Genomic DNA, 22,844 nt, shown 5'->3' on the forward strand with positions numbered 1-22,844 from the left:
GGGAGGGGAGGAATGGTTCAATCCTTGAAGCTGGGCGGTGCACCAAATGAGGAGAGCGGCTTTCATATCCGCCGCCTCAACCGGCTGCCGGTGATTGTGGCCGGCCTCCTGGTCATACTGTTCTTCGCCGTCATCATCTTTGGCCTCACGTCGCGCGGCCTGTTCTTTCGTGGTGACGATACAATCGATCCCGCCTCGAATATCTCGGCATCAACATTCGCCGACCAACTGAAACGTGGAGTGTCGGACGGTATCATCGGCGAGCCGGCCGAAGCGACCACACTGCAACCGTCGCCGATTGCTCTGGCGGAGCCGCAGAAGGCGGCCGACAATCCGTTTGAAACCCGGCCACGCAGCGATAGGCAATCTGCCGAACAGAGCGAACCCGAGGAGGTCTGGAAAGCTCGCCTCGAGCGCGAGCAGCGCGAGCAGTACATTCGTGAGCGCCATCGTCAGAAAATGGCACGGTTGCAGGCCAATGATGCTGCCTACGACTCGCCTCTTGCCATCAGCCTCAACAAGCTTGAGGCGACTGAAACGGGCGAACTGACGAACATCGGAAAAGCCCCGGCAGCATCCGCAACCTCTCCCTCGGCTGCCAATCTCTATGCCGCGGCTCTCCAGGCGGGCATCGGCGGTCAGAACCTTGATCCGAATGGCCAGCGCTCCAAGGCAGATTTCTACAACGCTGACATGAGGGAACCCGGCTATCTGCCGAACAAGATCGTGCCGCAGCAATCGCCCTACGAGTTAAAACGCGGTTCGGTAATACCGGCGACATTGATCACCGGCATCAATTCGGCCCTGCCCGGCCGCATCACCGCCCAGGTCAGTCAGAACGTCTATGACAGCGCCACCGGTCATCGTCTGCTCGTTCCCCAGGGAACCAAGCTTTTCGGCCGTTACGACGCCGAGGTTTCGTTCGGCCAATCACGCGTGCTCGTTGTGTGGACCGACATCATCTTTCCGAATGGCTCGACTTTGCAGATCGGCGGCATGGCGGGCACGGACGCTGAAGGCAAGGGCGGCTTCAAAGACAAGGTCGACAACCATTATTTCAAGACCTTCGGCTCGGCGATCCTGCTCGCAATTATCGGCACCGGGATCGACATGGCTGTCCCCCAATCGTCGACGCGCGCCAACCAGGACCGAGCGTCCGATGCAGCCAGGCGGAATTTCACCGAGACCTTCGGGCGGGTGGCAGAACGCACCATCAGCAAGAACCTCGACGTCCAACCGACCCTAGAAATCCGACTAGGCTACAAATTCAATGTTCTGGTCGACCAGGACATTATCTTTCCAAGTGCGTACGGCGGTTGAGACCTGCGAGCGAGATAGTAGCCCCATCTTGCTACCACGATCAGGCTTTCTGGCGGATACGGTCATCAGCCGCTCAGTCTTAAACCGTCTTCCAGGAGTTCGCAGCGGCTGCGAAATTCCAGATCGCTCTCCAAACACGGTGATTGTGGAGCGACGACTATTTGGCTTCGGTTCTGTCGAACCTTTCAAGGTCCACGCCTATTGAAGACAAGCCATCCTTCACCGTCATCAGGATTTTTTCCTGGTGCTTTTCTGGAAGCAAGTTCAGCCCCATTTTAATGGCCTCGCGCCAATGCGGGCCACGGTTCCAAGCTTCCGCGAATACCTCGGCGAGGTCGTCCTGGCGACGGGTTTCTTCGAGCGCTTCGATCAGCAATCTCGCTTGGTAGACGTCTTTCTCACGCTTCGCGAGGCCATTGAAATCAGATCGTCTGCGTGAAGCTACGATCAGCTTGTGCACAGCATATCGTTCCGGTGCCGGGACTGTGACAGAAACTCCAGAGCGATGCAGCATCACGGTACGGACCGGCTCATGGATCAGGAAATCAAGAAAGCGCAAGGGCTGAGCCGACGCTCCTCCCAATGCAGGCATCGGGCTTGCATGATCGGCGTACTCATCGGATCCGCGATTCGGGGTTAGGAATTCCACCTTATACCGCGAGGCGCTCTCAAATTGTGTTACGCGCGTCGGATCTGTACGGTGAGGTACAGCGCGGAAGGTTGGATCAACTTGTTTCAAGATATCCAGAATCGGGGGCAGGCTATCTTCAACCGATGACGACACCGAATAGTGCTGCGCGAAGTCGACGTCGCCGGTCTGCAGTGAAGAGCCTGGTAGGCGTACTCCGAGAAAACCCGCATAGGTCTGGAAAGCCACAGTCCCGACTAGAACACCCCGCAGACGGAAGAGTCCGGCATTGCTTATGGCCTCCACAATATCACCGGTGAACCGATCTGGTGCCGTGAGTCCGGCCTCACGGGTCAGGGTAGACACGAGTTTTCGGCGACCGCGCAGGTCCTCCTTGATTTTCTGAAATGCCTCGACCCTCTTGGCGACATCAGGATCGTCGGCGGGGCCGACATATTTGCGGGTCTTCTTTGGCTGCGTCTCCTCAAAGTACCAATAGTCTCGATTTTTCACGGGAACACGCACGAAGTTGCCTGCGGTCGAATACTCGGCCTCAAACGACGCGTCGAGACACCGCTGTCCCAACTCCGCAAACACGGTTCGATAGACGAGATCGATGGTTTTCATGTTCTGACTGCCGTTATAAGAAAATTGCACAACCCTTATAACCAGCGTTTAAGCTGCAGGCAACTCGCTGGTTATCAGATAATTGCAAAACACGTATAACTTGCTTCGTCGTTGCGATTAGCGCATCTCGATCCAAAAATGCGGTGCCCGAAAAGCCATAACGCGACATGACCGGCGAGCAGGGACATCGTCCCCCGCGTGAGGGCCTACATGCAAGATTGGAGACGTCAATCGCCAGATTGTGCGATTGCGTGACATTACCCGTCCGATACCCCAGGCGTTGTGAAATCGTTACAAATCTCTGAGCCCGGAGAAGTAATCTTGGACGGACAGATCACGTCACTCATTGATGCGCTCGACACATCAAACGACCAACGATCGATCCGGAGTGCGTTGAAGTCATTCTCGGTTGCTTGTGGCTTCGAACGCTTCGCCTATTTTGAGATAACGTCGAAGGACATTTCTACGCTCAACAGTTATCCGCCCGAGTGGCAGCATGACTATCTGCAAAGCCAGTTTGCGCGTATCGACCCAGTCGTTACGATGGCAAAGCGCCTCATGCAAATGTTCGCCTGGTCTGCTCAGGATTGGCCAAGCCGCTATCTCACGACGGAAGAAAAGCGGTTCCGTTCCATGGCCAAGCAATACGGCCTCCGCTCCGGGCTGACGATTCCGGTGCAGGGCAGCTATGGCAGCATCCTGATGCTGTCACTCACATCTGCGCAGGCTACAAATCCGACGATTGGCAGCGTAGCGCGAGCGGAACAGGCGGTCCTGTACATACATCATCGGCTTCGCGCCATCGCCGACACCGAACTCATGAGTTGCTCTCTGCGCCTGTCATCTCAAGAGGCCGTATGCTTAAAATGGGCAGCGAAGGGAAAGTACATGCGAGAGATCTCACTCATTACCAATCTTCAGTATCGAACTGTCCAGTTCTATCTCGACAATGCCCGCAAGAAACTTGACGCGACCAATTTGGTGCAGGCCGTTTCAATCGCGAAAGACAAAAGAATTATCTGACGAAATCCACCAGGCACCGGAGTGTATTCACCTAAGCTGACTACGCTTGATATCCACACGATGAATCGTAGGCTTGGAAAGCAGAAACTGGATTGATGATTCTGACCACTGCACCAAGCGCGGAGTGCTACATTAGCAGCCATTGCCTTAAAGACGATTTCCCTGACAGTGTTGACTCCATTTGCTACTCGTTCGAGTAATGGCGTTTCTCAAATCGGGGCGACACATATGGATGACGAAAACGATGCATCGGCAGTAACCGTCAAAACGGGCGACGGAATTGCTGTTACAAAGAAATCGCCGAGGCGTAAGAAGGCTGCGGAAGCCGGTAGTACTGCGTCAAAACCTGCGCCTGCAGAAAAGCCTAGCACCAAACGCAAGACCTACAGCCAAAGTGAGAGAGCCGAGAAGCTCAAGCTGATCAGCACAAAGGTCGCTGAGGGCAACAGCCCGCTGCAGGAAGTGGTCAAGAGCGCCGGGATATCGGTGCAGACCTACTACCAGTGGAAGCGCAGCGAAAAGCCTGCCGCCAAGAGGAATGAAGTGCCGGCCGCTCGGAAGGTCGTGAAGACCGCAACTGGTGGCAATGATCTGGCCGAGCTCGTTCAGCTCGAAGCGGAAAACAATCGGCTTCGCGCCCTGCTGGCGGAAAAATTGCGCGCAGAAAACCTTGAGCTACGCAAGAGGCTGGGGCTGAACTAGAACGTTCGCGAACGTGCCAATTGAAATCCGACGCTCTTAATTGCGCGGAGTAACAATGCTCTCCAGCATCGCAATTGCGCTGTCCGTTGCCGCGGACAGCTGCGTGCTGTATGTGCACATCAGGAGCAGTGACGCCGAGCGCCTGCCACTTTCAAGAATTGCCTGGAATGGACCATGAAGACGCCACAGCGGACATTCGTTGTTGAGTTCAAATCGCGACGACAGTCAAAGTCGCATGCAAACTCGATTTGGGGAGATACAGATCTCAAAGCTTTGGCCAAAGAAGTCGAGGACCAGCAGGCGGACCTGAGTTATCCGGGCCACGCACGCCATACGGCCGGCACCGGTGCAGTCACATCGCCTGTCAAGGTCGACACGCACTCCTCAGACGAACCAGCAGTTGCCGCCGACCTTGCTCAAATCGCTGGTGGGGCTACCGTTAATTCGCCGACTGATGGATTGCCTAAGCTCAATGCCGCCCAGTCTGAGGTCGCGTCTGTTGGGGCAGCGCAGGAGGACGTGCATTCGTCGCGACCTCGAAAGATATCAAAGCGCACTCCTCAACGACGGGCACAGCGCGGACAGCCTGCAGGGAATAGCGTACATCAAACCGAGCAGGTTAAGATTGCTGCAGAGCCCTTCAAGCTGGATGATATCACCGCGCTTGACGCAGAGAACAAGCGCCTCCGACATCTACTGGTCGAACACCTTCGTGATCAGAATTCGCGGCTCAAGCAAATGCTTGAGCGATTTGATCTCAGCTAGGCCCCAGAGGCAGAGCATATCGCCTCGACCTGAACGGTTGCACGGGCGCAGTTGGCGACCCAGGGCATATCCTGATGGATGGAGACGAAGCAATGGACATACGATCGACACTGACAGGCCTCTGTGATGCCTTCAACGCACACGATCTCGACCTCATCATGGAGTACTTTTCCGATGACTGCGTCTTGGAAATGCCAAGGGGGACAGAGCGTTGGGGTTCACGGTTCAAGGGAAAGTCGAACGTACGAAAGGCGATAAGCGCACGCTTCGAAGGTTTGCCTGATGTCCACTATGGCAGCGCGGCACATTATGTGGACGCGGTTGCCGATACCGGGATCTCCAAATGGACCCTCACGGCAACCACGAGCGAGGGGAGGAGCGTGGAGGTCCAAGGTTGTGACTTCTACACATCCCGGGAGGGAAGTTGATCCGCGAGGATTCCTACTGGAAGATCATCGAATAGAGAGCGTGAAGCTGGCGCCTTGCGTCCCCACGATCGGATTAGGCGCCTTACGATTCCATCAAGGTTTCGCTTCTTTTGTCGACCCTTGCGAACATGGACCTATGTCATGACCAAGGGAGGTGCTTATGCGACTTGTGGATGCCTGGGCTTTGATCAAGGAAAGCGCATTTGCTTTCCTCACTGACAATGCTTTCAGCCATGGTGCGGCGATGGCATTCTATGCGGCAACCTCGCTGGCGCCACGCTGAACACCATCTGGAAAGTCGAACCCACCGGCAACTCGGTGTCAAGACCGGTGCGCGCTCGTGCAGCGAGCCTGGGCCTCGTCGCGGCACTCGGGTTCCTGCTTCTTGTTTCCCTTGTCGCCAGCACGGCAATCACGGCCATGAGCGACGTGATCAACGCAAATCTGCCCTTCGGTACCCTGATCCTGGGAGTGATCAATACGCTCGTCTCGTTCGCGCTCATCACCGCTATGTTTGCTGCAATCTACAAAGTGCTGCCCGATCGCCGGCTCGCTTGGCGCGATGTGATAACCGGCGCTCTTGTGACGGCCTCGTTGTTCACGTTCGGCAAATCCCTTATCGGCTGGTACATCGGCACCAGCGCCACAGCATCCTCGTATGGCGCAGCGGGGGGCTTGCTGGTCATTTTGCTATGGGTCTTTTACTCCTCGCAGATATTTCTCTTTGGAGCAGAGCTGACGCGGGCTTACTCGGTAAGGCATGGCAGCAGGTCTGATCTCGAGCCGGTGGTCGATGCAGACTTGGCCACCTGGTCGTCCATACCAAAGCCCGATATGTCTGCCGGCACCCAATCGAAAAATCTAGCCACGATGTCACTGATTGCGGTGGCAGCAGCTGTTGGAATTACGCTGGCTGCTCGACGGGTGATGTCCAGAAGGTCCCGTTAAAGGTGAGCGGTTGGTCTGGCGACGTCGAGATAGCGGGGCTGCCTGATAGCGAAATCGCCAACGCCGCCGGCACGCCAGGCGCCTAAGTGCCATTTGCCTCGCGGCGACCGGGAACCGTCGAGCGCTCCGCGCATTTCGAAGGGGTGAACAGGGCAATTTCAACCATAGAACCGAACGGATCACCAGGCTGGACCATCAAACTGGGCGATTCACCGGTTGTTGGCACCGCCATCCACAATGGTACTGACGTGAACAGTGCCTGCCGATCGCTGATGTGTCTGCCCGAACCGGAACGTCTGCGCGAGGAAGACCCTTACACTGAGCACTTCATTGCCGATTTCCCGACCCAGATCGTTGTTCATCGGTCGCGTTTTCAGGTCGACCTGAACCGCGCGCGTGATGCTGCGATCTACTTGGCGCCAGAACAATCCTGGGGTCTGAAAGTCTGGCAGCAGTCGCCCTCTGAAGACATCACAACGGAGGCTCTCGCCTTCCATGATGCCTATTACGCCGAGCTGAAGAGAGTGCTGACCGGAATCGAGCACCGACACGCTAAGTTCGTCCTAGTCGACGTCCACAGCTACAATCACCGGCGCGGTGGGCCCAAAGCAACACCTACGTCACAGGAAAAAGCGCCCGACATCAACATCGGCACGTTCTCTATGGACCGAAAGCGATGGGCGCCAATTATCGACCCATTCATCGAGGCGCTGCGTGGCCAATCCGTTAATGGCAAACCACTGGACGTACGCGAGAATATATCTTTCCAGGGCAAAGGCGAACAAACACGTTTCGTCCATGCCAACTTCCCCAAAACCGGTTGTGCCATTGCGGTAGAGTTTAAGAAGATTTTCATGGACGAATGGAACGGCGAGCCCGACCAGGCGACGATCAGCCAGTTGCGCACGATGCTGACGTCCACAATTCCTACCCTCGAGTCTGCGCTGCGAGACATGGCATGAAGCCGAGGCTCGTAGACGAGGCATCACTCCTGGCTCCAATCGAAACAGGTCTCGATGCGCTGCTGAAAGAGGGCAAGCCCATTCGTCACGATTTCGCGGATGGCTGCCGTTTGCACATAGACAGGCCGCTTCCCTTTCTCTGCGTTTACGTCGGCCCCGGTCATGACGCGGCATTCGACGCCGTGTCTGCCAGTGCTTCCTACTTGATCGCAACCGGGTCCAACCTCGCCGGCGAAGTAGCCCGGCTGGTGGCGACATCGATGCATGATCGCTGCGGTTCGTTTTTGATCATCGACATTGGCGAACTCGCCGAAGACCGCTTCCTGACCGACGACGCACCGTTCCTCCCACCCTTCGAAATTGCACTGGCGGGCGGAGACACGATAGAAGAAAAGGCAGCTCTGAGACGGTTCGCGGCCGCAGCCTCCAAGCGAGAGGCAAAGTACAGGACACCGCGCGTCGGCGACTTCAACCCGGCCGCATCCGAAGAACCGCTGCTTTCAGATATTCTCGGCGATATACCGTGCCTGACCGTGCGTTTTGCGCCGATCTATCGGACGCCCGGCGGCAAAGGCACGTATCCAGCCTTGCGCGACCTTGTCGTAGCCAACATGGTCGACTCCGCGCTGCAGGCAGTCAGCGCCTTCCTCAAGGCATCGCAACTCGAACCTCCAACAACCCACCGTTCACTAGGGCGCCGGGTCTTCATTGACGCGGTTGCGCGCGCCGATCTTGACATAGACAAAGTTGCATCTGCTTTCGACTTCCTGCTGGCCGTTACACCTATCAATGCAGAGCAAGCTTGGCTGGAGTTCGAAGCAGGCGGGTTCGAGCGAGCACCCCATCTGCTTTATCGGCCTCTTGAGTTCCAGGTGACCGCCGAGAAACGGAAACTCTACTCAGTCTCGCTCGACCATCTTGAAGATCCGCTCCTTGCCGGACTGCTTTCCGAAAAACAGCAAGAACTTGACTTGCAACTATCGATGCTGGCGGCGCGCGAAACTCCACGATTCGCTGAACTCGGGCGTGCCCTCTACGGCCGCGTCGAGCCGGAACTTGCCGCAAGGGCTCGACGCATTCTCGATAAGGCAACTGTCCTTGAGCCGGGGACAATGCAGAAGTGCCTCGACGCGGATGCAGTTGCTGCCGCAGCACGAGACATGATAGCCCGATATCGCGCTAACTCCCCCGATTTCGAAGCATCCGTGGAAATTCGCTCGGATTTGCCTGCCGGCCTACTGGTCTCTAGAAACCGGCTGCTCGTCTCCCGGGACACAAGGATCGCAATTGGGCGTCTGATGGCGTTGCTCAGTCACGAGATCGGCGTTCACCTGTTGACCTATTTCAACGGCGACATGCAGGGGCTTGCTATCCTGCGCAGCGGCCTGGCCGGCTATGAGGGCATGCAGGAAGGGCTGGCGGTGCTGGCGGAATATCTCGTTGGCGGGATGACTGCGGCAAGGTTGCGGCTGATTGCGGCGAGGGTTCTCGCATGCCAGGCGATGCTTGACGGGGCGAGGTTTGAGGAGACCTTCCGTTTCCTTCACGCGGATTTTGGTCTCGACCGCCGTAGCGCCTTCAACGTAGTGTTGCGTGTTTTCCGCGGCGGCGGTTTTGCCAAAGATGCCATCTATTTACGCGGCGTTGTGCAAGTGCTTGATCATTTAAGTCACGGCGGCAGTCTGACACCCTTCTGGATTGGCAAGATCTCTGCAAACCATTTTGGTATCATCACGGAGCTGAGCGCGCGCGGCCTTTTACGAGCCCCGCGACTAGAGCCGGCGTTCCTTTCTTCGGAAGTCGCGCGACCGCGCCTTAAAAAGGCGATCGCCGGGATGGATCCAATCGACATGATTGAAACTTGATGGAGTCCCGATGCGCATTGCCCTCTTTGTCAATTCCGTTGAGAAAGAAACTGCTGGCTACACGACGACCACACTTTCCCTTACGGCAGTTCAGCGTGGACATTCGGTTGTTTATGTAGAACCCGGCGACTTCATCCTTCGGCCTGATGACAGCCTCGCCATCAGCGGCGTGGTTCTGCCTGCCGCCTCCTACAAGACCCCTGAAAAGCTGCACACGGCCCTGCTGGAGGCGAGTACCCAGAAGAAAACATTTGCCGCAGGCGATATCGATCTATTGTTTCTGCGCAATGACCCCTCGCTCGACGCTACAGAACGACCATGGGCCGCCAATGCTGGTATCATGTTTGGGCGGCTTGCCGCGGAACGCGGCGTGATGGTGGTCAATGATCCGGACGGACTGGCCCAAGCGCAGAACAAGCTCTACCTCCAGGCATTCCCCGAAATAGTCAGGCCCACGACGCTGATTTCGCGCAGCATCACCGAAATACGCGCTTTCATCGACAACCAGCCGAAGGGCTGTATCGTCAAGCCGCTACAGGGATCGGGTGGCAAGAATGTCTTTCATATCGCTACCGCCGATGATTTCAATCTGAACCAGATATTCGAGGCGGCGAGCGGTGATGGCTATCTGATCGCCCAGGCCTATATTCCCGAGGCTAAAGCAGGTGACGTGCGTCTGTTCCTCCTTAACGGCCGCCCGCTGATGCGGGATGGCAGCTATGCGGCCTTTCGCCGGGTGCCAGCCAAAGGCGACGTTCGGTCCAATATCCATGCCGCAGGGACTTCGCGGAAGGTCAAGGTAACGGACAAGATGTTGGCTCTGGCCGAGATTGTGCGCCCGAAGTTGGTGAACGACGGCATGTTTCTCGTCGGGCTCGACATTGTCGGCGACAAACTCCTTGAGATCAACGTCTTCACGCCAGGCGGACTGACAAGGCTCGCCACCATGTACAAAGCGGATTTTGCCGCAACTGTCATTGATGCGCTGGAAGAAAAGTTCGCGCTCAGACAAGCCTATGGAATGGCAATGTCCAATGCCCGCCTGGCGACGCTTTGAAACTGGAGACACGAGTCAGCTGACCACGAGTTCCCGGAAAACGGTCTCGATACCGACCTTTAGCGCCTGACCGTGGCTGCGCGCGAAGATTTCGCAACTTTGCCACGCGACGCGACGTTTCACGCGCTGTCCGGATCGGCGTTTCCATTATGATCAACAACGCCAAAATCTTGCGACTTCGCTCCAACAGTCGCCTCCACGAAGCCTTCTGCGGCCAGTCCTCGACGTAGTAGTTCGCGAACTGCGGAAGCCCGGCTCGGCCGTTCCAGCTGCACAATTGACTGCAGAGCGACCCTGCTGGACAAACAAGCAGCGAGCAAGCTCGAACCTGCAGGAGATGAGCTTGACCGCCGGTTGCAAATTCATCTGCAGCGATGACGGAACGTCGGCCGTCTCAGTTACCCATCTTTCAGGGGGCAACCACCATCGGCTTCGCGCATTTTGTGCCAAGATACGGAACCCTGAAATCTCGCTAGCATAATCAGCGGCCTTGAAACGGGGTCAATCGCCAATTGTGGCGAGTGACAGATCCGCTTCGCTCGACCAGCTTCTCATCCAGCCCATGGTTGGAGATGAGACGTGACAAAAAGGCCAGAGAGTTCTCCTCACATGCCAGCTCCGCCGACCAAAGCCCTCCTGGTAGACCGATCAGGAGCGGGCCGGGCCGGCGCACATCATGGCGAGCTGATCCAGGGCGTCTTCCAGGATGAGAGGGGACGGCTTCATCGTGGATTGGTCACACTCCCGCTCAGTCACATGAGTTCCCTTGCGGTTTTCCGGATCACCGGCGGCCAAGGGGTTAGCGTGATGCCACCGGAGAAGACGAAGGCTGCAAAAGCAGCATCGCTGACGCTGAGACACCTCAATAAAGATAGTCGAGGCGGCCTGCTCACTGTTGAAAGCACAATTCCTGTCGGACATGGATATGGCTCCTCCACCGCCGATGTCGTTGCCACGATTCGAGCTGTTGCCGATGCATTTGAGACCGGTCTCCGGCCCTCGGTCATCTCTCGCCTGGCGGTCGAGGCAGAGCAAGCCAGTGACGCGATAGCTTTTGAGGACCAGGCTGTCTTGTTTGCCCAGCGAGAAGGCTTGGTGATCGAGCATTTTGGCGACGCACTGCCGCCGATCCGCGTCATAGGTTTCAAAGCGAATGACGGTCAGTTGGTCGATACGCTTGCCTTGCCGCCGGCTCGCTACTCCAGTGAGGAGATCCAGACATTCTCTATGTTGAGAGGGCTGGCTGCCCGCTCGATACGGTTTCAGGACCCGCGGCTATTGGGGCAGGCCGCGACACTCAGCGCAAAGATCAGTCAACGTCATCTCCCAAAGGCGCAATTCTCGACTGCCCTAGGGATCGCCGAACAGGTTGACGCCTGCGGAGTTCAGGTCGCCCATAGCGGATCTCTCATTGGGATCATCCTGGATGCATCGGCGGTCGGCATCGCCGATGCATCGCGCAGAATTGCGCATGCGGCGACCGCAGCCGGCTTCAAAGACGTGGTTGTGCAGTGGATCTATTCGGGGGGAGGCGCAGTTGAGATTTGATCCAGACTATTTCGAGGCGCTCGAGACGCCGCGCATGGCTCGGCTGGCAGAAAACGTGGTTGCCGCAGCTTTCCCGCTGATGAAACTGATGCCCGCCCGCTTCATCCTCGACCGAGCTGAAGCATCAGGCGAACTCAAAGCGAATGCGCATATTGTCGAGACCACCTCAGGCACATTCGGGATGGCGGTGGCACTCCTTGCAGCAGCGCGTGGCTATCGTTTGACGCTCGTCACCGCCTCAAGCCTGATGGATCCCAAGTATCAGGCACGACTTCAGCGCCTGGGCGCCGAGGTCATTGCACTTGACGATCCCCGGGGCGACGGCAACCAGACTGGCCGGCTCGATAATCTGGGCAGCATATTGCACCGGGAGCCGGAGGCCTTTTGGACACGGCAGTACGACAGTGATGGAAACTGGCTGGCTTACGCCCGGTTGGCCGATCTTTTAGTGCGCGCAATGGGCCAGATAGACTGCCTGGTTGGATGCATAGGAACTGGCGGTTCGCTCTGCGGTACCGGTACGTTCTTGCAAAGGGTTTTCCCCCATCTCAGGATTATTGGCGTCGACACCCACCGCAGCATCCTGTTTGGACAACCGCTCGGAAAACGGCTTCTCCGAGGCCTCGGCAACAGTGTCTTGCCCCGAAATGTACGCCACGAGCTAATAGACGAAATCCACTGGGTCGGTGCTTATCCAGCATTCCATGCCGCTCACCGCTTGTTCCGGCAGCATGGGATATTCATGGGTCCCACCAGCGGCGCCGCCGCCCTTGTCGGTCAGTGGGTGAGCAAGACCAGCCCGGACGCGCGGATCGCTGTGATCATGCCTGATGAAGGCCATCGGCATGCCGACACCGTTTACAGCGACATCTGGCTTTCCACCTTGCCTGGCTGGAGGACCCCGGCATCCACGACCCCGACGAAAATCTCCAGAATCGAACCCAGATCGGAGACAGCGTGGACCCGTTTCGACTGGCGTCGACGTCGTCTTGAGGATGTGATGCGGCTCCAGTCAACGGAAGGCTGAGCCGTAGTTCCGAATGATGGGAAACGTCACTGGCCATTTATGAACCAGGTCCAGGCATCCGCAGTCGTGTCGAATGTCTGATAGCACAACTCCTTCGGGGCCGATCGATCGAGATCCTTCAGGCCACCAGCAGTAACGACCGCAACGACGCTGTCGCGTGCGCCAATCAGACCACGATCAGCCAGCGTCCTTATCGCCATGAGAGGGGTAACCGATGCCAGTTCCGCAAAAATCCCCTCTCTCCTGGCGAGGAGAGACTGCATGTCGATCAGCCCATCATTGGATACCGGTACTGCCTGGCCTGACGATTCCCGAAGTGCCTTGAGCGCCTGGTACGTACTGCGCGATGTGCCAATCGAAACAGCGAGAGGGTCGAACCGAACCTCCTGCTCCAGAACGTGATCGGTTCCTCGAGCGAGAGAGGCCGACAGCGAGCCGTGAACTTCTGCCGCAACCATTTTTGGCAAGCGGTCGATGATGCCGTCGCAATAGAGCTCCCTGAACCCAGCCCACACGCCGGAGAGAGCGTCGCCATAGCAGACTGGCATGACGCACCAGTCTGGAACTTCACCAGCTCTTTGTTCGATGATTTCGTACGCGATCGTCTTGTAACCCTCGATGGCAAGCGGATGACCACCGACGACAGGAGCGCTGAAGGGAGACGTTATGAACCAGCCAAACCGCTCCTGCGCTTCAGCGAGGAACTTCCATCTGTCCACCTTGTTGACCAGCGGAATGACTATGGCGCCGTGTTTCCTGATCTGGGAAAGCATCGCGCCGGCCGTGCCCGCAAATGTTGCCACGACGCAGTCCATGTCTGCTCTTGCAGCGTAGGCGGCGAGCGAAGCACCGGCATTGCCGGATGAAGCCGTGGCCACGACGTTGGCGCCTTGCGCACGCGCAATCGATACCGCGACGGTAGAGAACCGGTCCTTGTAAGACCATGTCGGATTGCGGCCCTCATCCTTTATGAAAAGGTTGGTTGTGCCCAATGATGAGCCTATCCGCGGACAGGAGAGCAAGGGTGTCTGCCCTTCGCCCAAGGTGACCATGTCGGTGCCCGTGCATGGCAGCCTTGGGCCGCTTTTCCACAGTGACAAACCACCATGTGGTTCCCCGGCAACAGTGCCGCCAATCACGGGCCGCCCGTAGATTGGTGCCAGGTTGGCGGGGGCGACCGGCGCGCAGATCGGACACCCCCTGGAGTCGATTGTCATCGATGTGGGATAATGTGTCTCGCACCTAATGCAGGAATAGCCTGTTACGCGGCCCACGATTGAAACTCCACCGCTGGCGTGAATGTAACGGCGACTGCAAGAACCAGAACGTACGGAGCAACTCGGATGGCTCGTCCATACCAGTGCTTTGCATGGTCTTCAGATGTAGCGCAGTTGAACTTCCGATGCTGAGACGCCTGCTTCATCGTTCCTCTCAAAGGATTGCGAGTCTATACTCGCCCTTGAAACAGGCATATCGGTTGAAGTCAATCGAAATGACTCCTAAAGTGTGCCATTCTATAGTGATCAAACAAGGCGGCTGTGCGAAACATGAATCTACGTTACCGACTGGGCATCAATGTGCGTCGGCTGCGCAAGGAACGAGAACTGTCGCAAGAGAGGCTCTCGATTCTCTCCGGCCTCTCTCGTGCGTACGTAAGCAGCGTGGAGACGGGGCGCCGCAACGCAACGTTGGACACTCTGGAAATCCTGGCGAGGACCCTTGGGGTCGAGGGCTTCGATCTGATCGCGCCATCCAACTCATGTGATGCTACGCCTGACAATGATAGCAACGAAGAAAGCTGATATCTTTTATGCGGCTTTCAAAGCTCATTCTAAGACAAAAATTTGCTATTGACCGCAATGGCGTCAGCGTCTTTATGTAACCGACAAACAACTTCGATACTACCTTCGTCAAATTGCACTGCTTCTCGAATTGCGATTGCTTCCTTTATGCTTTCTACGCCTTGGGAGGCCACGATACGGATCGATGACGAAATAGTAATCCTTGAACTCGCCCAGGCAGCGTCGGAGTTTTCGGAGATAAGGACGACAGCCGAGGTCCTAAAGGCCCTGCAGGGCCATCTTGCACATTATGGTTTCAGCGACCTTCTAATCACCGGCCTGCCCGTTCCGGAAGATCGATATTGGCACCGCGAGGTCCTCTGCGATGGATGGCGTCAAGACTGGTATCGTCGTTATGTCGAGGAGGGGCATTTTCAACATGACCCTTGCGTGGCTCGATGCAGACATCGCCCATTCCCCTTCTTGTGGAGCGATTTGAAACCTGAGGTCATGTCACCGCGCGCAAAATTGGTGATGGACGAGGCGCGGGACTTTGCGATGAACGACGGCCTGTGCGTACCAATCCATATCCCCTTCCGGGGACCTGCAGTGGTAACAGCGGCCGGGGACAAAATAGAGCTATCTCCATTTGCCCGGCCTCTGGTCGAAGCTCTGTGCCTGAAAGCCTTTCAAGCCGTATGTCGCCTTGAGGGACTCCTTGACCTCGAATGCGGGCCAATCCTGGGGCAACGAGAAGCAGAAGTGCTTCAGTGGAGTGCCGCGGGCAAATCCGCGGAAGTCATCGCGATCATTTTGAACGTATCGACATATACGGTTCAGTCGCATCTCCGCCACATCCGCGAAAAGCTGGGCGCAAACAACGTCCAGCGAGCGATCACCAAGGGACTGGTTCTTGGTGAAATCCAGGCGGGCAATGACAAGATCTGGCGATAGTGACGATCACGCCAGCTTTCTACAATTGGCACGGAGGTCGCCATGGGTCGCATTGTCGTCGTCGATTGGTCAAACCGGAAGCTGTTTCAGAGACAGTTGGAGAGACATTTCCGACTGCGTCACGAAATCTACGTCGCCGAAAGAAAGTGGCAGGCGATTGCCCGGCCTATCGACATCGAGATGGACGCTTTCGATACGGAACATGCAATTTACCTGCTTGCTCTGGATCGCTCCGGCGACGTCATAGGCGGTTCCCGGTTGGTCCCGACGACCTGCCCACATCTGCTTGGTGATGTCTTTCCACAACTTGCCAATGGCTCACCACCTCGCGCCGCCGACATCCATGAATGGACACGCTTCTTCGTTGCATTCCCCTATCGCACAGCGGGCAAACCCGCCCGCCTGGCGGGGGAGGTGCTCTGCGGTCTGCTCGAGGCTAGCTTGCAGTTGGGAACTCGACAGATCAGCGTCGTTTGCGAGGCGTTCTGGCCGGAGCGACTGAGATCGCTGGGCTGGTCGGTGGCGATCCTGGGCGAACGACTGCAGCTTGAGGACGGCGAAATAGTTGGCGCACTCATCGAGGTCACGCAGCCGGCACTGGACGCCACCAGACGTTCTTACGGCATAGAAGGATCGGTCTTGCATATGACGGACTCGCTGTCGCCGATCCGTGCGACGGACGCGGCGCGATAGACATGAGACTGTCAAACCTAGAGCTCTGCCTCGGTAAGCTTCTGCTCTCCGATGAAAATCGCGCGACAGCATTCGATATTGATGGCGACCAAGAGGAGTTCTCAGGGGGACAATTTCGGGAAATCTTCGATCGCCTCCGACGCAGCCCGCATCAGGAAGCCATTCATGCGTTCAGCGTTGCCCACGCGGATAGCACGGTTGGCTTTTTCGTTCTCCGAGAAGCGCCTGCACTGCCCGACTGGGCGTTCCCCGGCGTGATGACGCTGCACAACTTTCGGATCAGCAGACAGTTCCAGCGCCAGGGCCTGGGCGCCGCCACAGTCCGGAAGATGGCGCAATGGGTGGCTGACAACCGCCCGGCAGTTTCGCAGTTGATGTTGTCCGTAAATAGTGGAAACGAACAGGCGTTAGCCTTCTACCGGAGCTGCAGCTTCCGGGCGACTGGCGTTACCCTTGATGGGCGCATTAGCCGCGAAATGATCATGGCAAGCGAAATTGCCGCCCTCCTGGTCGATGCTGAGCTGGCGGCGCGCCCACTCGAATAGCGGCAATGTGCCCGCCCCGATTTCAACGCCATCTCGACACGCTCCTGCTTGATGCAGCAACCGAGGTGGATAGAGACGGTTCAAATTGACTATCCGCCGACAGTCACCTCCCGTCCGAACTGAAGCACCGGTCCGTCAGTCAACCCATTCAGATCAACAGACTCTGAGAGCTGCGCTTCGGCATAGCTGGGATGTGTAGTGACGTCCTGGTTCGTCTCGAAAATGTAGACGCGTTGGCGGCTATTGTCGCCTTCCTCGACAACCCGCGAAACGCAACCGATAGTTTCGGGTGCGTAGCCCGTCTGATTGGAAGCCCGCTCGCGCGCAACCGCCTCGGTGACTGCCATTACGGCAATGAAGTTCATCTGTTGCTCCAAATGTCCGTTCCACCCGCGACGTGGTCGCTCTGACATGCAGTGGAACCTACCACGGTCCCGGGGGGCACTTCTGGGGAGACCCTGGCGGTATCTCGATCGGCCCTACCCCGGGAGGAGGGATTGGAGTGGGCGAGGGCGGCGGTACGCCCGGCGGCTCAGGCGGTGGAGTTTCGGGGGTGGAGCAGGACGCGCCGGCTCGGGATTTGGATTGTCAGGGGTCGTCGCAGGATTGTTCGGATCGGGCGTAGGCATGTTCGTCGAGGCTCCCAGCTAGTCGGGGTCTACTTTTTTCAATGCGCGAGTTTGCCACCTGTTCCGCCAATCCCGATGAAAGACTGCGCCGCAGCGTCACCACATCCGCGATGTGGCGACCACCGGTGGCTATGTAAACCCGACACAAGTCGCTTTTTTCATGGGGCTAATAGCCCGCCAGCCACAAGATGCCGCTAGCGGCACCGAACGCCACCGCGATGTAGAACAGGTCTGTCCATCGTGGTCCTGAAAGGTCGCTCAAATGGTGGTCAATACCCGCCATGTGATCGTCACGAGACCTCCCAGAACCACGGAGATATATAGCGCGTCTTCGAAGGTCATTGTCGCTGCGAGACGACTTCAGATCAGCCGTCATTTTCGCCTCCCTGTGAAGACCGCTTAACTCCCTGGCCCGCAGACTGTTCCATGTCATTCCGCCTCTGTGACGTGTATTCGGGCATCTGGCAGCTTGCGGTGAATTTGGGGGCGCCCGCTAAGTTCTGCGGGCTCCTGCCAGACTAAGCAGCGTCCGACATTTGGTCGAAAATGCCCTCTGGAACGCCGAGAGCTCGCGCAATGCGGTCCCGATATCCTTTTTCGAAGCGATATCCGGCTTCGATGCTCTCCACTTAATCGACCGCAACCCGCTTGTCACAGCGACGGAGCTGATCGAGTAGCCCGAATGGCGGTAAGCCTGGATGGCGGGCATTACATGTGCAATTGTTGATAGAGCTTCTGCCCGCGTTGCAATAGACATTTGGCCTCCAATTTTGAGAACAGCGCAGACGTTTGAAATGCGTCAGCGCTGCTATTCAGGTGGCATGCCGGGAAAGCCGGCAACCGAAAGCGTCACTCCCGAAACGGTGAGAGGCGGGATCGTAACATGGGTGCCTAGCCCCCCGAGTGATCAAGCCATTCTGCCGATATCAGATCGTCAAACGACCGAGCATCATTGATGGAATTTGGATGGAACTTGATAGCAATGCGTTCGTTGGCACTCAAAGGACGTGCGCAAATGGCCGAAGAACCCGCTGAGCCCACCAACGTTGAAGAGTTCACGATCCCGCGCTTGATGAAAGAAGGCAATGTCACCCAGACACAAGCCAGGCAACTGATTGTTGCGCTCGGCCACGACTGGTCATCGCTGTTCCTGGAAGCCAGATTTCTGGCGAAAAAACGTTAGCCAATCGCCGCACAAAGTGGCCTAAGACTGCTGGCGCAGTTATTTTTGAAGAACGCGCTCCTCCTCCGACCCACTCCATGCAGCGGCATCAATTTCTGCAGACAAGCTCCTTGCTCTCCGGTTTTGTCGACGCAACGCTGATGGCAAGGAGTTTACCCGACAGACCGGAACCAACTAGCTCAAGAATGCTTTACCTCCTCCTGACCTCACCCAAATCCAAAAGGAGCGAGATATGAACACTCTGATCGAAAGCGACAAAGTCATTGGAACCGAAGTCTACGGACCCGACGAAGCCCATGTCGGCGAAGTGAAGCGGCTGGTGCTGGAGAAGACCGGAGGCAAGGTCGCACACGCCGTTCTGGGTTTCGGCGGCTTCCTGGGAATGGGCCAGGACTACTATCCGATCCCTTGGAGCAAGCTTACCTACAATGAGGCATTGGGCGGGTTCCAGATAGACATCACCAAGGATCAACTGGATGAAGCGCCGCGCTATGATCAGGCGAGCGAATATGATTGGTCCGACGACAACAACCGCCGGATCTACGACTACTACGGCGTTCAGCCGTACTGGTAAGACGCACATGTGACGATACGGCCCTCGCCCGCGGGAAGTTGGCGGGGGTCATGACAGGGTAGCTTGGTAACGTGGGCGACAAGCCAGTTCGCTCGGTTCCTCACGCCTTGCCCCCTCAAGTCGGCGGGGCTTGTTTACGTCTAGAGAAGGAAGGTCGGGTGCCAGGAACCAAATGAGCAAGCCCGCCGTTCTCGCATTGAATAATGCCAAGTTGATCCAAAGGGTGAGCATGTCTGCCATGACGCAGTGGCGAGGATAAGATGGCGGCGAAGGGGCTGGTATATGGTCCGTTAGGTAGCAGTTGCGTGCATCTTTGCGTCGACATGCAGAGACTGTTCGCGCCAGGGGGTCCCTGGGCTATACCGTGGACTCAGAAGGTGATGCCGGCGATTGAGGAACTGGCGGCGAGACACGCGCAACGCACCTTGTTCACGCGGTTCATTCCTGCAGCTCGTCCCGGAGAAGGCCAAGGCATGTGGGCGCGGTACTATCGTCGCTGGGCCGAAGTCACGTTGGCAAGCATTGATCGGGATTTCGTGGAGTTGATGCCCACCCTCAGACGGCTGGTACCCCCGGCGAAGGTTCTCGACAAGCACGTTTACTCACCTTGGACGGAAGGGCACCTCGATTCAGTGTTAAAGAACTGGGAGGTCAACACACTCGTCATAACCGGCGGGGAAACCGATGTGTGTGTCCTGGCAACCGTGCTCGGTGCGATCGATAGGGGCTTTCGAGTTGTCCTTGTGACGGACGCTTTGTGCAGTTCTTCGGACAGCACCCACGATGCAATCATGGAATTATATCATTCGCGGTTTAGTGAACAGGTGGAGGCGACCACGGTCCAGGGAGTATTGGACGGCTGGCATTAGGCTGTTTGCGGCGGGCGATCCATGAAGACCTCACTCAGTTCTACTGCATGGTCGGAGCCGGCATTTCAGAAGCGCGCTGCGCCCGAGCGCCAATTCGGGGCTTCTGATCCGCGCGGCCCAGCATTCTCTTCGAACCAGCTGGCCGAAACGCGCGACGCCTCGGTTTCGGTGTCGATGAGCAATTTGCCATTTGACGAAGGCCCGCGGCCGAAAGGTTGCGGGGGCTTTTTTGCAACCATGCACAACGGACAGCGTTGGTATGGCCGGGAGGCTAAACCTAGGAGAACGATCGTGAGGAAACTCATTATTGCACTCGGTGCTGCGGCTCTCATGAGCGGTGCAGCCTTTGCCGCGACCGTCGATGGCGTGGTCAAGGAATACATCAAGGAGACGAAGGTCATCACACTGGAGGATGGCAAGAGCTTCACAGTACCGCCAGATGTGGCGATCCCCCCAGAAGTTGCTGTCGGCGCCAAGGTCTCGATTTCGACCGCCGATGACGACGCGACAAAGGTGACCGGGGTAACGCTCTCGCCATAAGATTTTTAGCATTTGCGCCCCGCTGGCTAGGCTGGCGGGGCGCATTTCTGCTAAATTGCAGCTAACCTAATGCCGAGCCTGTACGCCGGCTCTTTTCGACAGATTTGCCAATCGAGACTGCAGATACGCGGGTGGAGCGCTGGCAACGCCCAGCCTTTAAGCGCTCCCAGCAATTGGCCTGCCGAGGTCCACCTCGGGCAGAACTCGTCTTTTGGGGCGCTCAGATAGTTGCCAGATTGCCCGATTGACCTTTTGGGTGCCGACTACCAGGGAGGAGGTGTGTCCCTGAAAAAGTTATGCGCGTATCGCGGAACGACGGTTCAACCGTTGATGACTCGACTGACTTTTGCGAGTTTGCCAAACATTCTCTGCGTGACGGTCATACCGGAGGTAAGCGATGCCTTTTGGTGGAACTTGTTTTGGGCCCGGCGATCTGGATTTCATGGCGCGCATCCTGATGGAAACCCTGCCGCCTTCTGCCACTGACATGGATAAGCAATTGCAGACCGCATCGTTGCTCTGTCTATACGGATCGGGCGTCACCGACACGGATCAACTGATCCATATCCTCAAGGAAGGGAGCCATAGTCGCGCTCGTCAAGACTGGCGCAGGATGCCCGGGCGTTCTCCCTCCTTGTCGGGAACACCCTCTGGCCGGTAACGCCGGCCAGCATTTTGGCAAATTGGCGCGTCGGCCGCCTTCCCACAACTGCCTAAAGGCCAGCTTTTTTTGCGGCTCGACGGAACCCGGTCAAAATACGTGAGTTAGGATAGCCCGTGTAAACGTGGTCCGTCCCTCAGCCACGTTTGGTGAAGCCTCCGGGTTCATGCCCCTGCAGCTTTCGCACAATGGGCTGAGCGCTGCCGTTGCATCGCTCCAAGTGGGGCCCGCCGCTTCTCCTCGACCCGGAAGCGGTGGGCCCTTTGTAGCGCGCGGGGTCTGTCGCATCGCTGCCGCGGTAAAGTCTTTGTGCCGACGGCAGACGCAGGACCGACCAAGGTCCAGATCCCATTGCGCCATAGATGCGCTGCGTAGAGCGGCGCGATGCGCGAGGGACCAAGCCTGTCAGACGCGCACCAGATCCCTGAGCATTCGTTCAAAGTGCTCGACGTAGCGCTCCTCCGAAAACTCCTCGAATACTCGGCTGAAGCCCCCTTCAGCGAGACGTTCAGCAAGTTTGTTGTCAGTGAGCAACAATTCAAGCTTCGCGGCCAGGTCGCCAACATCTTCAGGGTCAAAGAGTAGCCCGTTTTCGCCATCTTCCACATATGTCGGAATGCCGTCGACGCGCGTTGCGACTATAGGCTTGCGTGCAGCCATAGCCTCCAGGAGCACGCGGCCCATCCCTTCCGTGCGAGAAGGGAGCACCATAGCGCGACAGCCGGCAATAAGACGCATCGCTTCCTCGTGCGGCACACCAGCTCGAAAAGTGATACGAGGATTTTTGGCCGCCAGTTCCTCGAACCAGGATCTGTCGGGACAGTGCCCGACCACCAGGAGTGTGACAGACGGGAATTTGTCCGAAATCGCATTGAATGCACGGATGAGAACGTCGACGCCCTTGAGAAACCATGGAGAGCCCAGGAACAAGATATAGTTGCCATGGCTTTCAACATGAGCGGGACCATCTTCCCGCTCGATAAGGGAAAGCGGTGCGAAGTCATGAAAGACGACGGATTTCGGCCAAATGGCCCCCGGCAAGCCATCAAGTTGTGCCGGATAGAGAAGCTTAAGCAGGTCAGCGCGTCTTAGAACGGCGGGGACGAGCCAGCCGGCCGCCCATGCCCGCAGCCGCGAACCCATATCTGACGAGTAGCGGTACCCCTTGGTTGGATTGCCGGGGACGTCGATGATCAGGGGTGTTCCGGTCAACCTGCTGACAACCAATCCCGCGATCGACGGTATGAATGGGCCATAAGTGACTATGGCATCGTAACGCCCCCCGCTCAAAGAAAGCAGCACGCCCTTGAGCGAAAAATACAAAAATGTCCTGAGAGGTCGCAAGAAGCCAGACGATGAAGCGATCATCGCATGATACCGGAAACCACCCAAGACCTGGAAACGCCTGGCAGCCGGCCGCCGCGTGTCATCATCCTCGCTCGACCATCTGGTTGTAACCAGATCGCCGTGGCTCATACGTGAAAGATGGAAAAGTACATTTCTTCGCTCGGTAAT

24 protein-coding genes are annotated in these 22,844 nt (G+C 57.2%); 20 read left to right on the top strand and 4 right to left on the bottom strand.

Annotation, left to right across the window (positions count from 1 at the left end):
- Positions 1 to 12: 12 nt before the first annotated feature.
- Positions 13 to 1,320, top strand: a complete 1,308-nt coding sequence (gene trbI / locus DY201_RS25240) for an IncP-type conjugal transfer protein TrbI (protein ID WP_115734079.1) — start codon at positions 13 to 15, stop codon at positions 1,318 to 1,320.
- Between the two features lie 157 nt (positions 1,321 to 1,477).
- Here trbI and DY201_RS25245 read toward each other — a convergent pair whose 3' ends face one another.
- Entirely contained in the window at positions 1,478 to 2,575 is a 1,098-nt protein-coding gene (locus DY201_RS25245; RefSeq protein ID WP_115734080.1) for a nucleotidyltransferase family protein, read from the bottom strand.
- Between the two features lie 321 nt (positions 2,576 to 2,896).
- On the opposite strand from DY201_RS25245, the gene DY201_RS25250 reads away from it, so the two are divergent.
- The 11 genes from DY201_RS25250 to DY201_RS25295 all read left to right on the top strand — a co-directional run bounded on the left by DY201_RS25250 (position 2,897) and on the right by DY201_RS25295 (position 12,900).
- On the top strand, positions 2,897 to 3,598 hold the full coding sequence (locus tag DY201_RS25250; RefSeq protein ID WP_115734310.1) for an autoinducer binding domain-containing protein: 702 nt from the start codon (positions 2,897 to 2,899) through the stop codon (positions 3,596 to 3,598).
- A gap of 228 nt (positions 3,599 to 3,826) precedes the next feature.
- On the top strand, positions 3,827 to 4,300 hold the full coding sequence (locus DY201_RS25255; protein WP_115734081.1) for a transposase: 474 nt from the start codon (positions 3,827 to 3,829) through the stop codon (positions 4,298 to 4,300).
- 174 nt (positions 4,301 to 4,474) lie between these two features.
- A complete protein-coding gene (locus DY201_RS28820; RefSeq protein WP_131922499.1) occupies positions 4,475 to 5,065 on the top strand; it encodes a hypothetical protein in 591 nt (196 codons plus the stop codon).
- A 158-nt stretch (positions 5,066 to 5,223) separates the two neighbouring features.
- The gene (locus DY201_RS25260) at positions 5,224 to 5,493 is read left to right on the top strand and encodes a nuclear transport factor 2 family protein (protein ID WP_425358767.1); all 270 of its coding nucleotides are present in this window, start codon (positions 5,224 to 5,226) and stop codon (positions 5,491 to 5,493) included.
- 160 nt (positions 5,494 to 5,653) lie between these two features.
- A complete protein-coding gene (locus tag DY201_RS29780; protein ID WP_342635220.1) occupies positions 5,654 to 5,776 on the top strand; it encodes a hypothetical protein in 123 nt (40 codons plus the stop codon).
- 47 nt (positions 5,777 to 5,823) lie between these two features.
- Positions 5,824 to 6,441 (top strand): YihY/virulence factor BrkB family protein, encoded by a 618-nt coding sequence (locus DY201_RS25265; RefSeq protein WP_342635221.1) that lies wholly within the window; start codon positions 5,824 to 5,826, stop codon positions 6,439 to 6,441.
- Positions 6,442 to 6,605: 164 nt separating this feature from the next.
- Positions 6,606 to 7,403 carry an N-formylglutamate amidohydrolase gene (locus tag DY201_RS25270; RefSeq protein WP_115734311.1) on the top strand — a complete coding sequence of 266 codons (798 nt, stop codon included), beginning with the start codon at positions 6,606 to 6,608 and terminating at the stop codon, positions 7,401 to 7,403.
- Positions 7,400 to 9,268 (top strand): flavohemoglobin expression-modulating QEGLA motif protein, encoded by a 1,869-nt coding sequence (locus DY201_RS25275; RefSeq protein ID WP_115734082.1) that lies wholly within the window; start codon positions 7,400 to 7,402, stop codon positions 9,266 to 9,268. Before DY201_RS25270 ends, DY201_RS25275 begins: the two co-directional genes overlap by 4 nt.
- Positions 9,269 to 9,278: 10 nt before the next feature.
- The gene (locus DY201_RS25280) at positions 9,279 to 10,325 is read left to right on the top strand and encodes a glutathione synthase (RefSeq protein ID WP_115734083.1); all 1,047 of its coding nucleotides are present in this window, start codon (positions 9,279 to 9,281) and stop codon (positions 10,323 to 10,325) included.
- A gap of 807 nt (positions 10,326 to 11,132) precedes the next feature.
- Positions 11,133 to 11,873 carry a GHMP family kinase ATP-binding protein gene (locus DY201_RS25290; RefSeq protein ID WP_245432169.1) on the top strand — a complete coding sequence of 247 codons (741 nt, stop codon included), beginning with the start codon at positions 11,133 to 11,135 and terminating at the stop codon, positions 11,871 to 11,873.
- Positions 11,863 to 12,900, top strand: coding sequence for a PLP-dependent cysteine synthase family protein (locus tag DY201_RS25295; protein WP_115734086.1), 1,038 nt, complete (start codon positions 11,863 to 11,865; stop codon positions 12,898 to 12,900). Before DY201_RS25290 ends, DY201_RS25295 begins: the two co-directional genes overlap by 11 nt.
- 26 nt (positions 12,901 to 12,926) lie before the next feature.
- Here the strand turns inward: DY201_RS25295 and DY201_RS25300 are convergent, their stop codons facing one another.
- Positions 12,927 to 14,039 (bottom strand): threonine synthase, encoded by a 1,113-nt coding sequence (locus tag DY201_RS25300; RefSeq protein ID WP_425358768.1) that lies wholly within the window; start codon positions 14,037 to 14,039, stop codon positions 12,927 to 12,929.
- Between the two features lie 408 nt (positions 14,040 to 14,447).
- Between DY201_RS25300 and DY201_RS25305 the strand changes: the two genes are divergently transcribed.
- The 4 genes from DY201_RS25305 to DY201_RS25320 all read left to right on the top strand — a co-directional run bounded on the left by DY201_RS25305 (position 14,448) and on the right by DY201_RS25320 (position 16,873).
- Positions 14,448 to 14,702 (top strand): helix-turn-helix domain-containing protein, encoded by a 255-nt coding sequence (locus DY201_RS25305; protein ID WP_115734088.1) that lies wholly within the window; start codon positions 14,448 to 14,450, stop codon positions 14,700 to 14,702.
- 147 nt (positions 14,703 to 14,849) lie between these two features.
- A complete protein-coding gene (locus tag DY201_RS25310; RefSeq protein WP_165916125.1) occupies positions 14,850 to 15,635 on the top strand; it encodes an autoinducer binding domain-containing protein in 786 nt (261 codons plus the stop codon).
- A 42-nt stretch (positions 15,636 to 15,677) separates the two neighbouring features.
- Entirely contained in the window at positions 15,678 to 16,328 is a 651-nt protein-coding gene (locus tag DY201_RS25315) for an acyl-homoserine-lactone synthase (RefSeq protein ID WP_115734090.1), read from the top strand.
- 2 nt (positions 16,329 to 16,330) lie between these two features.
- Entirely contained in the window at positions 16,331 to 16,873 is a 543-nt protein-coding gene (locus DY201_RS25320) for a GNAT family N-acetyltransferase (protein WP_115734091.1), read from the top strand.
- Positions 16,874 to 16,962: 89 nt separating this feature from the next.
- On the opposite strand, the gene DY201_RS25325 is transcribed toward DY201_RS25320, so the two are convergent.
- Positions 16,963 to 17,238, bottom strand: coding sequence for a hypothetical protein (locus DY201_RS25325; RefSeq protein WP_115734092.1), 276 nt, complete (start codon positions 17,236 to 17,238; stop codon positions 16,963 to 16,965).
- Positions 17,239 to 18,517: 1,279 nt separating this feature from the next.
- Between DY201_RS25325 and DY201_RS29195 the strand changes: the two genes are divergently transcribed.
- The 4 genes from DY201_RS29195 (at position 18,518) to DY201_RS29785 (ending at position 20,668) form a co-directional block, all read left to right on the top strand.
- The gene (locus tag DY201_RS29195) at positions 18,518 to 18,685 is read left to right on the top strand and encodes a hypothetical protein (RefSeq protein WP_165916126.1); all 168 of its coding nucleotides are present in this window, start codon (positions 18,518 to 18,520) and stop codon (positions 18,683 to 18,685) included.
- Between the two features lie 232 nt (positions 18,686 to 18,917).
- Positions 18,918 to 19,259, top strand: coding sequence for a PRC-barrel domain-containing protein (locus tag DY201_RS25340; protein WP_115734094.1), 342 nt, complete (start codon positions 18,918 to 18,920; stop codon positions 19,257 to 19,259).
- A gap of 260 nt (positions 19,260 to 19,519) precedes the next feature.
- Complete coding sequence (locus DY201_RS25345) at positions 19,520 to 20,128, top strand: cysteine hydrolase family protein (protein ID WP_115734095.1); 609 nt, start codon at positions 19,520 to 19,522, stop codon at positions 20,126 to 20,128.
- A 21-nt stretch (positions 20,129 to 20,149) separates the two neighbouring features.
- Positions 20,150 to 20,668 (top strand): hypothetical protein, encoded by a 519-nt coding sequence (locus DY201_RS29785; protein WP_342635223.1) that lies wholly within the window; start codon positions 20,150 to 20,152, stop codon positions 20,666 to 20,668.
- A gap of 1,066 nt (positions 20,669 to 21,734) precedes the next feature.
- On the opposite strand, the gene DY201_RS25355 is transcribed toward DY201_RS29785, so the two are convergent.
- On the bottom strand, positions 21,735 to 22,697 hold the full coding sequence (locus tag DY201_RS25355; protein WP_165916127.1) for a glycosyltransferase family 4 protein: 963 nt from the start codon (positions 22,695 to 22,697) through the stop codon (positions 21,735 to 21,737).
- Positions 22,698 to 22,844 lie beyond the last annotated feature (147 nt).

Origin of the sequence: Aminobacter aminovorans, from assembly GCF_900445235.1 — a bacterium.
GTDB classification, from domain to species: Bacteria; Pseudomonadota; Alphaproteobacteria; order Rhizobiales; family Rhizobiaceae; genus Aminobacter; species Aminobacter aminovorans.